Genomic DNA, 13,289 nt, shown 5'->3' with positions numbered 1-13,289 from the left:
CGATGTTTGCTTTTTGCCTTCTGGACCTCAACAACACACCTAAACTTTCAAAATGAATTGAATACAAACGCTCTACAGCTTGAATAAGTATTCTATTCATTTGGTCCACCTCCATTAGATATGAAAAAAACTTATTTCTCCTCATGGTTCGAGGTGAAATAAGTTTTGAATTAAGTGCATTCAGACGAACAGGAGGCATTACCATTCGATTTCTTCACATAAACGGAAAACCATCTTTTTTTCAAATTCGTCTAATATCTTAAACCCAGTCATCTCATCTTCTTTTTCTCCAAGTTTTATCATAGTAGCTATTGCTAAGTCTCCTACTTTATAATGACCTATCAGCTTATCTTGATGTTCCCTTTTTAAAGATAATCCATTTAATTTTTTAAATATTTCCTCTGTACGAATACCTTCTTTTCCGATATGTGTCATTGCATGATATAAAACTATGGGGTTCTTTTCTTCTAGCAAATTTTCTAACTCATCTATTGAACATTTTCCTTCTTCAATTTTTTAAATATATTCATTTTATTCCACCTTTAAACTGATATTAATTAATGTTCCAAACTGTAAATACTCGCCCCAACTTGAACAAGATCAGGAGATGCTAACTTGCCAATGCATATTCCAATATTTTTCCTTTCAGCCATTGAAGTTGAAATTTGAACAGAGCTAACGCTTAATACCGTCTCAATTTGATTTGCATTTTTAATAAGAATTTTATCACCTATGATTTTTTTTATTTCTGGGTAGGTTAAATGGTCTAATCCTTTGTTTGTTCCTACTATAATTGTACCTTCATCTTTTGACTCAAAAGTTAAACTAACATCCATTATTTTTTCCATTTTAAACGTTACCCCTTTATCGTTCTTCAATATAAAGTTCTCCCTTAACATCACCTATACGCAAATCAGCACTTTTTAATCGGGTTATGGCATCCCTCAGTAGCGTCATCCTTTCTATTGATGTTAAATCGGGAGCGAACCTTGCAGCTCTTATACTAGCTTGGGCTTCATCTAGAGCAAAATTTCTTTTAAATGCATCTGGAGCAACATCATATAATTCAAATGCTCTCCCTGCCTTATATGCCTCATAGTGTCCCACAATTTCATGTGCAATCGTTGCCTTGGCTGACACACGTGAGTTAGCACTTAAGGTTCCAACTCCTGTATGCTCTGCTGGTAATACATCTGTATTTATAATAAATCTATCGTACATCATACCTGTATTCCACTCATCATAAAAACCAGGTCTACTCATTATTATATTATCTTCGGGAAAATCCAACGATTTAGTATACTGAATAATCTCCGTTTTCTGGACATCTGTTAATGGCAATTCATTACGCAAACCGTCCGAAGAAATTTGTCGTAAGTCCACTGCGCCCTCATACTTAACCGATGATTTCAAACTAATCTTAGGTTTGATTACTGAACTAACTCCTCCAAATAATCCTGCTGTACCGATCATATTAGCCCAGTGTTCTTTTGACCATGCATTTGTGGGATTAAATGCTCCCTGAATCATGCCCGTTACACCAAATGTACCGAAATTGAGCATATCATTCCATGAATCGTTTTGTTTAGCTGCCCGTTCCATGTACCCTTGATACATTCCCTTCGGAATGCCGTACGACATATAATCTAGGAAGCTCCATACTGAATCAAATTTTTTCTCATATCGTTCTGAATTAGCTGCTACAAAATCCTGACCAAGCTCCGTTAAGCTATCCGCCGATTTCTGGAGCGCATTTCGTGTATCTGCAACAGGAACTGCGCAAGTATTCGGTGGAGGTGGCAAGCAACCTGGGTCTAGATTCCCATCCTCCATCATATCTGCTAATCTAAATTTATTTGCATGCTGCCGTAGTTCTCTAGCAATCGAATCTGTTAGTGTAACAAAGTCAGCCATATTCTTCTGAGATGTTTGGAAACTATAATAGAATTGCTCCTTTGTTATCCCCTCCCAAAATCGTTCCATAAACGAAATTTGCTGCGATAACTGACTATTCATTTGCATCGCCGTTTGCTGCGCAAGCTCAAATTTCTTAGAGACAGTTATAAGTTGTTCAGGTGTCACTTTAATTGTTGTCATAATTTACCTCGGTTGAGTTCATTAAGACATAATAACATTATTCAAATTTATGGAAAACCATCTTTATTACTAATTGTTATATGAATTAGAAGACTTAATCCCTATGACCTATGACTTATATTTATTAAACGTTGGTGCCTCTTAATCACAATAAAAAGCCTTTTAACTATACACTTTTTTTAAATTTAAAGTACTAGTATCTATCTTAATTTAAATGATTTTTCTATCAAATATTTCAACCATCGTCAGAGCTCCTGCTTTGTATCCAGAAATATAATCTGAGGAAGATAATATAGAAATCAGTACATCATTTAAATCAGATAGTTCTTCAATTAATTCGTAATCTTGTTCCGACAATCTTGTTTTTAATGCTTTCATAGAAGCGGATATTTTCTGATGGACTAGTTCAAGCTCAGGGTTTTTAGGTTTGGTTCGTTCGCTTGGGTACCATTTTCCGTAATATAAATCCTCCAAGATACTCATATTCATCTTCTCCTTCGTGATATAGATAGGGTTTTGAGTTCGAACACAGAGTGCATTTTGTTCCTCAAAAACAAGAATATCTCAGTAAAAAATCAATACTGATTTTTAGCGAATATTTCACTAAAGTAATTGAGGACTAATGCCGAGTATCTGAAATGTGACCAGAGGATTTACAGCGATTGTGAACGCGGTGAAAAAGAATCACGACACATAGTGGATAACACTGTATGGTCGCCAGATTCGATCCGGTTACCTATGGGCAAGTGCTGGACGAAGTCAGCCTTTCTTGGAAAATAAGCTGGACTTCATATCTTCTACTCATTAACGTTAGAAGTCATAACAAGAAAATTTTAAAAAAAATCTTCACTAATTACTAGGTTAGTTTGGAGGGAACGAATACTTTTTGCCACCCCAAGCCACGAGAAGCGCAAGGAATAAGAGTATGAATAACGCCCATGAAAATGATCCCGCACCAAAAGTTTCAAGTAAAATACCCCCAGCCATCCCACCGCCAGCGATAGCCAGATTCCATACGGTCGTGTTAATCGGCATAACCATATCCACTTTGCTCTCCCCTGCAGCCTGAGCAAGCGCCGTTTGCAACAGCGTTGCTGCGCCACCGAAAGTTAAACCCCATACCGTAACAATGATATAGATCATAAGGACATTGGAGTTGCTAAAGCTCATGGCAATAGAAATTAAGACGAAGGAAATAAGACTAATCAAAACAAGCTTACGCAGCCAACGGTCGATGAATACGCCAGTTATCCATATACCTACGAGAGCAGCAATGCCAAAGAAAGCCAGCGCCAGACCCACTCTCTCACCCATCCCATTGGAGGCAAGGAATGGAGCAATATAAGTATAGAGAATATTATGGGCTGTCATCCAGGTCAGAACAACTAATAGTATGGGCCGAATCCCCGGTGTAAGGAAGACTGCATAGATCGAAGTTTGCTTATCGGAGGACTGTCCCGGATAGTCCGGCACCTTCCAAAGCACCCACACAATCAGTATAACTGTCAGTAGTGACATAATTCCAAAAACAGAACGCCAACCCATAAGGTTCCCCAGAAACGTCCCCGCTGGGACACCAATAGCCAAGGCGATCGGCGTTCCAACCATGGCAACGGCCATCCCCCTCCCCTTCAATGTAGCAGATACCATGCGGAGAGCGTAACCGCCGATCATCCCCCATAGAACTCCAGCCGAAACTCCTGCCAGTAGACGGGCAGCCAGCGTCAGTATGTAGCTGGAAGAAATCGCGGTGACACTGTTAAAAACCAGGAACCCGCAAATAGCCAGAAGTAACAGCGGACGCCTCCGCCATTGGCGGGTAACTATAGCTACAGGGATGGCAGCCACTAGGGAACCGATGGCATAGACAGTGACCAGTTGACCCGCCATTGCCTCTGAAATATAAAGTCCCTTGCTTATTTGCGGAAGCAAACCAGCCGGAATCGTTTCCGTCATAATACAGATGAATCCTGTCATAGCCAAAGCAAGCAGACCAAGCCAGGGAAAGCGCTCAGAGGAGGCGGAAGAAGCAATCTTTACAGTAGTAGAAGAGTTATTGCTGGACATTAGCGCAGCTCCTTAAAATCGATTTCAAAACAAGTTCAAGCGAAAAATCAAGCATATATGCCAATGATTTGCTCTCCTTTTATTTTACTTATGGATCGATCAATCCACATTTTAAAGATACCTCTCTGTCTTGTCAATTACTTTTGGATCGATTAGTATATAAGTACAAGATATAAGGAGGCGACTCCATGGTTAGAACCGGAAGACCACGTAAATTCTGTCGCGACGAAGCGATCTCCCAAGCTATGATGTTGTTTTGGGAGCATGGATTTGAATCAACCTCTTTGGCTCAACTCAAAAAGGCGATGGGCGGCATCTCCTCAGCCAGCTTTTATGCAGCTTTTGAATCAAAAGACGCATTATTCAAAGAAGCGCTGGACCGGTATTTGGCTACATACGGACAAGTATCGACAAGCCTTACAAACTATTCACTTTCATCGCGCACAGCTATTGAATTAGCCTTAAGAAGTTCAGCAATCATGCAGACTGAGCAGACCCATCCCTTGGGTTGTTTAGTCATATTCTCTGCAAATACATGTTCCCCAGAAAACACTCATATTCGAGAACTATTGATCAGGCAAAGAGCAGTGACTAGGAACAAGTTCTATGCTCGTATTGAGCGAGCTACCAAGAATGGAGAACTTCAAGAATCCACAAATGTTAGCATGTTAACCACACTATTCGTTACCTTTCTGGAAGGTATATCTACGGAAGCCAGAGATGGTGTGTCCCTAGACAACATTGATACAGCCATAACTAAATTGATGGAGCTTTGGGATACTTGTGCCTGAGACTTGAGACTTGAGACTTGAGACTTGCCCAGTCTTCATGAAAATAAGGGCATACAAATAGCAAAAGGCAATCCCCTTAAAAAAGGAGATTGCCTTTTTATTCAGGAAGATTGCTTCTCTCGTAAACGGCTTTATTCAGCTATCCTACACATCAGCTGACCTAATTGAGTATCGAAGTGTGTTTTGAGATAGAATCGATTATTAAATCCCAGTCGTCATAGTGAAGCTCATGCCCGGCACCTTCCAATGTCAGTAAAACCGCACGCGGAATTGCGTTAGCAAGATTTATTCCGTGTTCATAAGGGATAATCGAATCTTCAGTACCGTGTATAACCAGTGTAGGAACGTTTATTTCCCCTGTTCTAGCCAAATAGGATTCTCCGCCTGACAGCATAGCGTGATTATTCATACTGGCCATATTGTTGCTTCTTTTCCATTCTTCTTTTGCTAATTGATAAACCTTTTTCTCATTGAAAGGATGCTTTGAACCGACTAAAATTCTTGATCTACCCACCACAAAATCGACCACCGATTGTTCGTTCGACCAATCTATTGCTCCCATATTCGAGAAATAGTCCATAACCTTTTTCTCCATCGGTGGAAGATCGGAAGCAAAATTTGACGTTGCTAAAAGAGTCACGGTTAATACTCTGTCTGGATGTCGTAGAGCTATCAACTGAGTCAGCATACCGCCCATAGACATCCCTACGATATGCGCTTGCTCAATCTTATAAGCATCTAATACTCGAATCGCATCATCTGCCATGTCTTCGAAGGTATAGTCCGGTTGACCAGGTCCATAGGTTGTAGAACGTCCAACATCTCGGTTATCATAGCGAATGACAAAGCGACCTGTCTCAGCTAAACGCTGACAAAATTCTTGCTCCCACCAGACCAATGAGGATTGAGCCCCCATAATCAGTAATATTGCCGGGTTAACTTGCTCGCCGAAACTCTCACTACAGATTTCTATTCCATCGCTTTTTATGAGTTGTTCGTTCATGTAGAATTCCTCCCCTCAATGATATATAACAAAAAAACACCGAATATTACCTTCATCACTTATCCCCATAAAGTACTTACGGTGCCCCGCCTTAGGCAGACAGAAATTACCGATCTACTCGGTCGCTAGTTTAAATTATTTTGTTGCAAGAAATTCAGAAAATCTCTTTGCATAGAGCCAAGAGTAAGAATTTTTTTGATTATCCTAAACCTACAATGCTGGCCTTTGATTTTAAATGACCATATTGCAGAAGACAGGTGTCCAGAATGATATTTTTGTTCTTGTAAATCAGCAACTTCATATTCAACTTTTTGTACTACTTTTGTGGAAAATAGATTGAGGAAAAGGATAATAATCCTATCATTATTTAAGAGTAATATGGCTCGACTTGTATATGCCGAAAAGCTTTGTGGAGTTGAATAGCAGATAAGCATGTCAGATTCTCTATAAGGTTCTGCTAGCTTATTGATCGTTTTTTTTGTAATGAATAGCATGATCAAATACCTCTCTATTTGGATGTTTAAATGAATTGATAGAAAAGAATATCCTTCAAAAGTATTATACTACACAAGTAAACTATTCCAAAAAAGGATAGTCATCTGTAGCCTATTTAAACATACTCCCTCCTCCTCACTTTAGATGTGACATATACTCAAATGCTCCAAACGTATATTTCATTGCCTTTTTTGCTCCAAAATGATGCACTGTGGATAATATGACGATATTGGTAGGGCCTGGTGTGAAGGTAGCAATAAAACAATAAATTAAAACTGATGTAATATTCATAAGGAAAACTCCTTTTAGCGTATTCTCATGAAATATTACATCTTAAGATAAATAGCATATAGTATGTTATTGCAGGTATTGTATCCTTCGTAGTCACGTTCTCCCATCATTTTTGCTTTTCCTCATCATACCAAGCCTTCAAAGAAAGAGAATAGCCTTTATCCTCCACCGTTGAAGATGTCATTGACCTTACCGACAACAACGCAATTATGGATTATTGTGGTATTATTTTGGATTATTGTTAATACTACGTATCTGAGGAGGGTGAAAATGAAGTTACATACCAAATTTTCAAGACAATTATGCCAGAATATTGATCTCATTTGTGACTTCATGGGAAACAGTTCGGATTTTGTTGTTCGTGAGATCACGACTGGCCATAAACACGCTGCTCTTTTTTATTTGGACGGCATGACTGACATGCAAAAGGTACAGGATAACGTGATCCGTCCGTTGCATGATCGTGTCTCCTCTGACGAGATCACTTTACCGTTATTGAAAAACGCAATTTTGGACATTGGTGAAGCAAACTTTACTCAAAACTTTGAAGATGCCTTGGAACAGATCCTCTCCGGTGGTCTTCTCCTACTCCTGAACGATATGGATGAAGGATTGATCATTTCTTTGCCTGGATGGGAAGAACGCAGCATTTCGGACTCGAAGACACAGCCAGTGGTCAGAGGTCCGCAAGAAGCGTTTACAGAAACTTTACGTACGAATACGACTATGGTTCGTCGAAGGGTGAAGGATACAAGAGTACGTCTAACTACCCTAAAAGTTGGCAAAAAAACTAAGACCGATATATCGGTCATGTATTTACATGGGATCGCTGACCCAAAAAAGGTGCAGGACATGATATCCAAGTTAAAGAACATGCATGTGGAAGGCGTGCTTGAAAGCGAATATTTGGAAGAATGTCTCCATGAAGATAAACAATTCACGATATTTCCGCTCTTTTATAATTCTGATCGCCCAGACTCTATTGCAGCAGGAATTATGGAGGGGAAAATAGCGATATTTGTGGATGGATCTCCCTTCGCCATCCTTGCACCTGCGGTGTTTGCAGATTTCCTTCAATCCGCAGAAGACTATTATCAATCCTTTGTTTACAGTAGTATCATTCGAATATTAAGGTACATTTGCCTGGCAATCTGTATGTTGGCTCCGGCCATTTATGTCGCATTAACGACATTCCATCAGGATATGATTCCAACCGTTTTGTTATTAAGCTTATCCGCGCAACGTGAAGGAGTACCGTTTCCAGCATTTATTGAGGCGATGATCATGGAAGTGGTTTTTGAAATTCTGAGGGAGGCAGGTCTTCGTATGCCACGGACGGTCGGTCAAGCCGTTTCTATTGTCGGGTCAATAGTGATCGGCCAAGCAGCTGTAGAAGCAAACATCGTTTCGGCTGTTATGGTCATTGTTGTTGCAATAACTGCCATTTCGAGCTTTGTCATTCCCTCGTACACTTTTGCTATTCCAATCCGGATATTACGTTTCGCTTTCATAGGCATAGCCGCTATGTTTGGTGTGTACGGATTGACTGTTGGTATTCTCATGCTCTTTGTACATCTGAATGGGCTTCATTCATTCGGTGTACCGTATTTGAGCCCCTTTGCCAATTACAAATCGTCGGAGCAGAGGGACGCCATATTGCGTTTTCCATATAGAACTAAAAAACATCATAAAAACTAAAGGAGTAAACCATCATGAACTCGTATCGATCCACCATTTTATTACTGTTTATGTGCATCTGGCTAATGGTGTTTCTTACGGGTTGCTGGAACAGTAAGGAATTGAGTGCAATTTCCGTCGTGATGGCTCTGGGCATTGATGCCGTTGATGACCAATATGAAGTCAGTTTACAAGTGGTTGACCCATCGAAAATGTCGCAGAATTCCCCCATGGAACGGACGCCAACGATCGTTTTTTCCAAGCGCGCCGATACCATATTTGAAGCTATTCGAAAATTAACAACGGAATCGTCCCGAAAAATGTATATGTCTCACTTAAAGTTTGTCATTTTTGATGAGAAAACGGCAAAAAAAGGAATCAAGGAGCCGCTGGACTTTCTGTTCCGTGATCATGAAGTTCGACCTGATTTCTATTTGGCCGTTGTCAGAGGAAACTCGGCAAAGGAGGCCGTTACTTTTGTAGCTCCAACCGAGATCTTGCCTGCAATGGATATGTATAAGGCATTAAGGCTTTCTGAAAAAGCATGGGCTCCAACTTCCGCGGTCAATGTGAAAGATATTTTAGAGAAATTTACAGAGGATGGCATTGAACCGGTTCTCACCGGTATTCGACTGACAAACGTAGAAAAAGGTCTAACTATTGATAATGTGACAAAGTCGCCCCAACATGTTAAATATTTTTTTACTGGAGTTGGTGTTTTCAAGGGCGACCGACTTATCAATTGGATGGATGATTCACAAAGTAAAGCCTTTACATATATATCCAACCGTGTTTCCAGCACCGTAGCTTCCATCGATTGTCCGAATTCCAAAGGGAAATTTGTTGTTGAAGTAATCCGTTCCAAAGTAAAGATGCGTCCAGAAATAATAGACCATGAGCCGCACATTTCTCTTATTGTGGATACAGAATCCAATATCGGAACGATCTCGTGCAATGCCAACCCTAAGAATGAAGAGACATTTAGAGATCTTCAAGAATCAGCTAAAGAGCATCTGCAACAGTCTTTGAAGAAAGGCATTTCGCACGCACAACAAATCGGTTCCGATATATTCGGGTTTGGAGAAGCTTTTCACCGCAAGTTCCCACGTGAATGGCATAGATGGAAAGAGGATTGGCCACAAAAATTTCAAACGCTTAAAGTGGATATTCAGCTCAACTATCGTTTAGTCCGGTTCGGAGACATTACCAGTCCAATTGATATGGGAATACACAATCAGGAGTGAATGCATATGCTTTATGTGATTCTCGTAACTTCCATTTTAACATCGTTGTATGAGTTTAAAAAATTTAAGGCGAAACAATATGTGCGTGAAATTGTATTCAGCTCGATATTGTTGATTATAGGCGTTATATTGATTATCCTACGGATCGCCAATATTAAACTGCCGACTCCACTGACGGGCATCCAAATCCTATTTCAACCGATAAGCCGGTTACTTACTGAAATATTATCTTAAGGAGGCATTGGGATGAATTCCAACCTGACCGTTCGACAAGCTATTATGTGGTTTGCATTATATCAAATAGGAAGCGCATATCTGGTACTCCCAGCGGCAATTACCGCTGTCGCTAAACAAGATGCCTGGCTCTCCATTCCAGTCTCCTTAGGTTTTCATCTGTTATTGATACCTTTATATGCGTCCATCGCTAGGCAAATACAGGGGAAATCTTTTGTAGAGCATCTCCGTTGCCTCTTCGGTCCCTTGGGCGGGGCGATCAGCATCGTTTTCATTTTTTTCTTTCCCTTTCTTGTGTTCATTATGACACTTCGAAATCTGGGCGACTTTATCACGATAGCTATTATGCCGGAAACTCCCTCCGAAGCGATATATTTCATCATGCTAATAGTCATTTATTTCGCCGTTCGATCAGGCCCTGCTGTAATTGGCCGTTGTGCGGAAATCCTATTTTTTTTCCTTCTTGCTCTGTATCTTTTGGTCAGGATTACCCTCCTTCCTGATACCAACATAGATAATGTGCTCCCTATTTTCGAGTATGGTTTGAACCCTATCGTTCTCGCTTCGTTCAATTTGTTTGCCTTTCCCTACCTTGAAGCAATTCTGTATCTTTTTTTTGCACAGTACATCCCCGATCCAAAAAAGTGGAGAAAGACAGTGATTACCTCTGCATTGATTAGCGGCGGCATGTATTTTTTCATGGTTCTACAAATAATCGCCGTGATGAGTGAAGGTGTTGTATCTAATTTGACATTTCCCACTTATTTTATTAGCCGAACAATCAGTAACGGCGAGTTTCTTCAACGGTTTGAAATTGTTGTTGCAGTGTTCTGGTTTGTCACCATATTTTTTCGACTCGCACTACTTTTATATGTTTCAGCGCAAGGGCTTGCAGATGCTTTTCGTCTTCGAAGCGCTAACTCTCTCTTAGTTCCTCTGATCCTAATCGCATTGGCAATGGTTCACTCTATTTGGCCAAATATGCAATTTTTAATCAAGTTTTTTTCAGTATGGCCTTTTTACGCCATGATTTTCGGTATCGTGTTTCCTATTGTGCTATGGCTGGTGGGTAAGAGGCGGCTCGCTAAAATTTCGTAAAAAGTATCACTAAAGTTGCGTTGGCCGTATGAACATACTGTCCTTCAAATAAACTTTTGTTGTACTTACTCATTATTGCAATTTAGCAAGAAGCAACTCCAGTTCCTCCCTCTCAAGATGTCTCCATTGCCCACGCTCCAGATGATCTAAGCTAATATTCATAATTCGAACACGTTCCAACTTGAGCACCCTGTACCCCAAGGCCTTACACATTCTGCGAATTTGCAAGTTCAGACCCTGCGTCAAAATAATGCGGAACTCGTATTCGCTTGTACGATCAACCTTGCACGGTTTGGTAATAACGTTCAATATTTCAACGCCACAAGACATAGCCTGCGTAGACTCGTTTGTAACAGGTTTGTCTACAGTTACTACATATTCCTTTTCATGACCATGCTCGGAACGCATCATTTGATTGACAATGCTTCCATCGTTGGTTAATAGAATGAGTCCCTCTGACGCTTTGTCCAGCCTGCCAATGGCAAAAATCCGCGAAGGGTAGTTAACATAACTAATAATATTACCAGCAACCTGTTCTGCTGCGGTACAAACAATGCCTATAGGCTTATTCAGAGCCAAATATACAGGTTCACTGGAATTATACGGAATAACTTCCCCATCAATCAGCACGATATCCTGTGGCTCTACTTCCGCGCCCGCTTCACAGACAATGCCATTAATCGTAATTCGTCCTGCTGCAATCAGTCTGTTGGTTTCCCGACGTGAGCAGAATCCTGTCTCACTGATGTACTTGTTAATTCTCACGATTCACCTGCTTCTGATTATAATATGTGAGTTTAAATAAAATAATTAAAAAAACACCTGATTGTTCTTGCTTAATCAGATGTTCGCCGTTTACGACAACTTATACTTTCCCGGCTTATTTGCTACTGTTACCGCCGTTTTTATTCCTTGTTGGTTTGGCAGTGCCGCCTTTTGTGCCACCTGCCGCTTTGCTTCCCGGTGCGCTTGTAGAAGCGCTTTTTGTCCTTACTGGCTTCGCAGTTTTGTTCCAGCGTGTCCATCCCTTACTACCTGTGCCTCTGCCGGTCCCGCCGCCCTTGCTTTTTCCACCCATATGATCACTCCATTACTAGTCGTTCAGATTTAACTAAGCTATCATACCATTACTTTGAATATAATGCCCATTTGTTTTAAAAATTGAACATGTTAAGCCGCAAATACTTTCGCAAAACGGATCTTACTGTATTTTTGTTAGTTTGCAGGTTAATAATGAAATAAGGCCATATAGTATGGAAAAATAATGATCCTTAAAGGAGTGAAACACATGTCTGTTGATGTTTATCTTAACTTTAATGGAAACTGTCGTGAAGCAGCGGAGTTTTACGCAGAGGCATTTGGGACTGAGAAACCACAAATTATGACGTTCGGTGAAGCACCGCCCAATCCCGATTATCCTCTACCAGAAGAAGCCAAAAATCTGGTCATGCACACGCGGCTTCAAATTGATGGTAGTAATGTCATGTTTTCAGACGTTTTTCCTGGTATGCCATTCGTAGCCGGAAACAACATCAGCCTCGCCATCGTCAATAAGGACGAAGAGAAAATTCGATCGTACTTTCATAAATTAAAAGAAGGAGGAACCGTAAACATGGAACTTCAAGAAACATTCTGGAGCAAATGTTACGGTAGCCTTAAAGATAAGTATGGAATTGAGTGGCAATTGAGCTATGACAACGGAATGACCGACAGTTAGTCTGTTATATTACCCTGCGATAGTGAAGCCCTCGCAAGCTAATACTTTGTGAGGGCTTAATATCAGCTTAAAGTTACTCTATACAGCAGCCTTAGAATTCTTCCAAAACCTTGAATTTGTCTCCATGAATCTTATCCAGGTGATCCTCTCCCCAGTAGCATAAATGGTCTAGCGCGGGTTTTAATCCCCAGCCGTAGTCCGTTAACTCATACTCTACTTTAGGAGGGATTTCATTATAAACCTTTCGTGTAACGATCTCATCCTTTTCTAGGCCTCTGAGCTGAGTGGTCAGCATTTTTTGTGTAATGCCGGGTATTAACCGACGAAACTCAGACGTTCGTTTCCGTCCTGTCATCAGATGGTAGATAATTAAAGGCTTCCATTTCCCTCCCATCACCTCTAAAGCGGCTTCCACTCCAACTTGATACTTCTTTTGAACCCTATTTTTTGTCTGTTCAGTCATTTCTTAATCCTCCTTTAGAAGGCTTCGTTTGCTCAGAACAACCCATCACTTCAATTCATTACTCAGATCAGTTTCTAGGGAATCTATCTAGGGCACTTCCATGTTCCTATGG

The 13,289-nt window shown here is 40.5% G+C and carries 16 protein-coding genes and 1 pseudogene; 6 read left to right on the top strand and 11 right to left on the bottom strand.

Going from position 1 to position 13,289, the window contains the following annotated elements:
• Nucleotides 1-198 precede the first annotated feature (198 nt).
• The 5 genes from ACYCS5_RS26595 to ACYCS5_RS26575 form a co-directional block, all read right to left on the bottom strand.
• Nucleotides 199-435, bottom strand: a complete 237-nt coding sequence (locus ACYCS5_RS26595) for a hypothetical protein (protein WP_340885297.1) — start codon at nucleotides 433-435, stop codon at nucleotides 199-201.
• A 122-nt stretch (nucleotides 436-557) separates the two neighbouring features.
• The gene (locus tag ACYCS5_RS26590) at nucleotides 558-878 is read right to left on the bottom strand and encodes a hypothetical protein (RefSeq protein WP_237449070.1); all 321 of its coding nucleotides are present in this window, start codon (nucleotides 876-878) and stop codon (nucleotides 558-560) included.
• Nucleotides 865-2,097 carry a WXG100 family type VII secretion target gene (locus tag ACYCS5_RS26585; RefSeq protein WP_340885295.1) on the bottom strand — a complete coding sequence of 411 codons (1,233 nt, stop codon included), beginning with the start codon at nucleotides 2,095-2,097 and terminating at the stop codon, nucleotides 865-867. Before ACYCS5_RS26585 ends, ACYCS5_RS26590 begins: the two co-directional genes overlap by 14 nt.
• A 210-nt stretch (nucleotides 2,098-2,307) precedes the next feature.
• Nucleotides 2,308-2,580 (bottom strand): DUF6809 family protein, encoded by a 273-nt coding sequence (locus tag ACYCS5_RS26580; RefSeq protein WP_340885293.1) that lies wholly within the window; start codon nucleotides 2,578-2,580, stop codon nucleotides 2,308-2,310.
• A gap of 378 nt (nucleotides 2,581-2,958) precedes the next feature.
• On the bottom strand, nucleotides 2,959-4,164 hold the full coding sequence (locus tag ACYCS5_RS26575) for an MFS transporter (protein WP_340885291.1): 1,206 nt from the start codon (nucleotides 4,162-4,164) through the stop codon (nucleotides 2,959-2,961).
• Nucleotides 4,165-4,352: 188 nt separating this feature from the next.
• On the opposite strand from ACYCS5_RS26575, the gene ACYCS5_RS26570 reads away from it, so the two are divergent.
• Nucleotides 4,353-4,955, top strand: coding sequence for a TetR/AcrR family transcriptional regulator (locus ACYCS5_RS26570; RefSeq protein ID WP_340957754.1), 603 nt, complete (start codon nucleotides 4,353-4,355; stop codon nucleotides 4,953-4,955).
• Nucleotides 4,956-5,115: 160 nt separating this feature from the next.
• On the opposite strand, the gene mle is transcribed toward ACYCS5_RS26570, so the two are convergent.
• The 3 genes and pseudogenes from mle to ACYCS5_RS26555 form a co-directional block, all read right to left on the bottom strand.
• On the bottom strand, nucleotides 5,116-5,958 hold the full coding sequence (gene mle, locus ACYCS5_RS26565) for an alpha/beta fold macrolide esterase (RefSeq protein ID WP_342426050.1): 843 nt from the start codon (nucleotides 5,956-5,958) through the stop codon (nucleotides 5,116-5,118).
• 125 nt (nucleotides 5,959-6,083) lie between these two features.
• Nucleotides 6,084-6,452: a hypothetical protein gene (locus ACYCS5_RS26560; RefSeq protein WP_165150101.1), complete on the bottom strand. Its 369-nt coding sequence runs from the start codon at nucleotides 6,450-6,452 to the stop codon at nucleotides 6,084-6,086.
• A 163-nt stretch (nucleotides 6,453-6,615) separates the two neighbouring features.
• Nucleotides 6,616-6,744, bottom strand: a pseudogene (locus ACYCS5_RS26555) (LysE family translocator); the annotation flags it as partial.
• Between the two features lie 270 nt (nucleotides 6,745-7,014).
• Between ACYCS5_RS26555 and ACYCS5_RS26550 the strand changes: the two are divergent.
• The 4 genes from ACYCS5_RS26550 to ACYCS5_RS26535 are packed head-to-tail and all read left to right on the top strand — an operon-like array spanning nucleotide 7,015 to nucleotide 10,997.
• Entirely contained in the window at nucleotides 7,015-8,442 is a 1,428-nt protein-coding gene (locus tag ACYCS5_RS26550) for a spore germination protein (RefSeq protein ID WP_459760359.1), read from the top strand.
• A 14-nt stretch (nucleotides 8,443-8,456) separates the two neighbouring features.
• A complete protein-coding gene (locus tag ACYCS5_RS26545; RefSeq protein WP_318628355.1) occupies nucleotides 8,457-9,665 on the top strand; it encodes a Ger(x)C family spore germination protein in 1,209 nt (402 codons plus the stop codon).
• 6 nt (nucleotides 9,666-9,671) lie between these two features.
• Complete coding sequence (locus tag ACYCS5_RS26540; protein ID WP_029515077.1) at nucleotides 9,672-9,899, top strand: hypothetical protein; 228 nt, start codon at nucleotides 9,672-9,674, stop codon at nucleotides 9,897-9,899.
• 12 nt (nucleotides 9,900-9,911) lie between these two features.
• The gene (locus ACYCS5_RS26535; protein WP_340932126.1) at nucleotides 9,912-10,997 is read left to right on the top strand and encodes a GerAB/ArcD/ProY family transporter; all 1,086 of its coding nucleotides are present in this window, start codon (nucleotides 9,912-9,914) and stop codon (nucleotides 10,995-10,997) included.
• Between the two features lie 72 nt (nucleotides 10,998-11,069).
• Here the strand turns inward: ACYCS5_RS26535 and ACYCS5_RS26530 are convergent, their stop codons facing one another.
• Both ACYCS5_RS26530 and ACYCS5_RS26525 read right to left on the bottom strand, forming a co-directional pair.
• Nucleotides 11,070-11,762: a pseudouridine synthase gene (locus ACYCS5_RS26530; RefSeq protein ID WP_459760358.1), complete on the bottom strand. Its 693-nt coding sequence runs from the start codon at nucleotides 11,760-11,762 to the stop codon at nucleotides 11,070-11,072.
• A gap of 115 nt (nucleotides 11,763-11,877) precedes the next feature.
• Nucleotides 11,878-12,075 carry a DUF3934 family protein gene (locus tag ACYCS5_RS26525; protein WP_029515083.1) on the bottom strand — a complete coding sequence of 66 codons (198 nt, stop codon included), beginning with the start codon at nucleotides 12,073-12,075 and terminating at the stop codon, nucleotides 11,878-11,880.
• A gap of 210 nt (nucleotides 12,076-12,285) precedes the next feature.
• Between ACYCS5_RS26525 and ACYCS5_RS26520 the strand changes: the two genes are divergently transcribed.
• Complete coding sequence (locus ACYCS5_RS26520; protein WP_318628353.1) at nucleotides 12,286-12,714, top strand: VOC family protein; 429 nt, start codon at nucleotides 12,286-12,288, stop codon at nucleotides 12,712-12,714.
• 91 nt (nucleotides 12,715-12,805) lie between these two features.
• Here ACYCS5_RS26520 and ACYCS5_RS26515 read toward each other — a convergent pair whose 3' ends face one another.
• The gene (locus tag ACYCS5_RS26515) at nucleotides 12,806-13,177 is read right to left on the bottom strand and encodes a winged helix-turn-helix transcriptional regulator (RefSeq protein WP_029515086.1); all 372 of its coding nucleotides are present in this window, start codon (nucleotides 13,175-13,177) and stop codon (nucleotides 12,806-12,808) included.
• Between the last annotated feature and the right edge of the window lie 112 nt (nucleotides 13,178-13,289).

It is taken from the genome of Paenibacillus sp. SEL3 (assembly GCF_054602585.1).
This window is presented reverse-complemented; position numbering and strand designations above follow the sequence as displayed.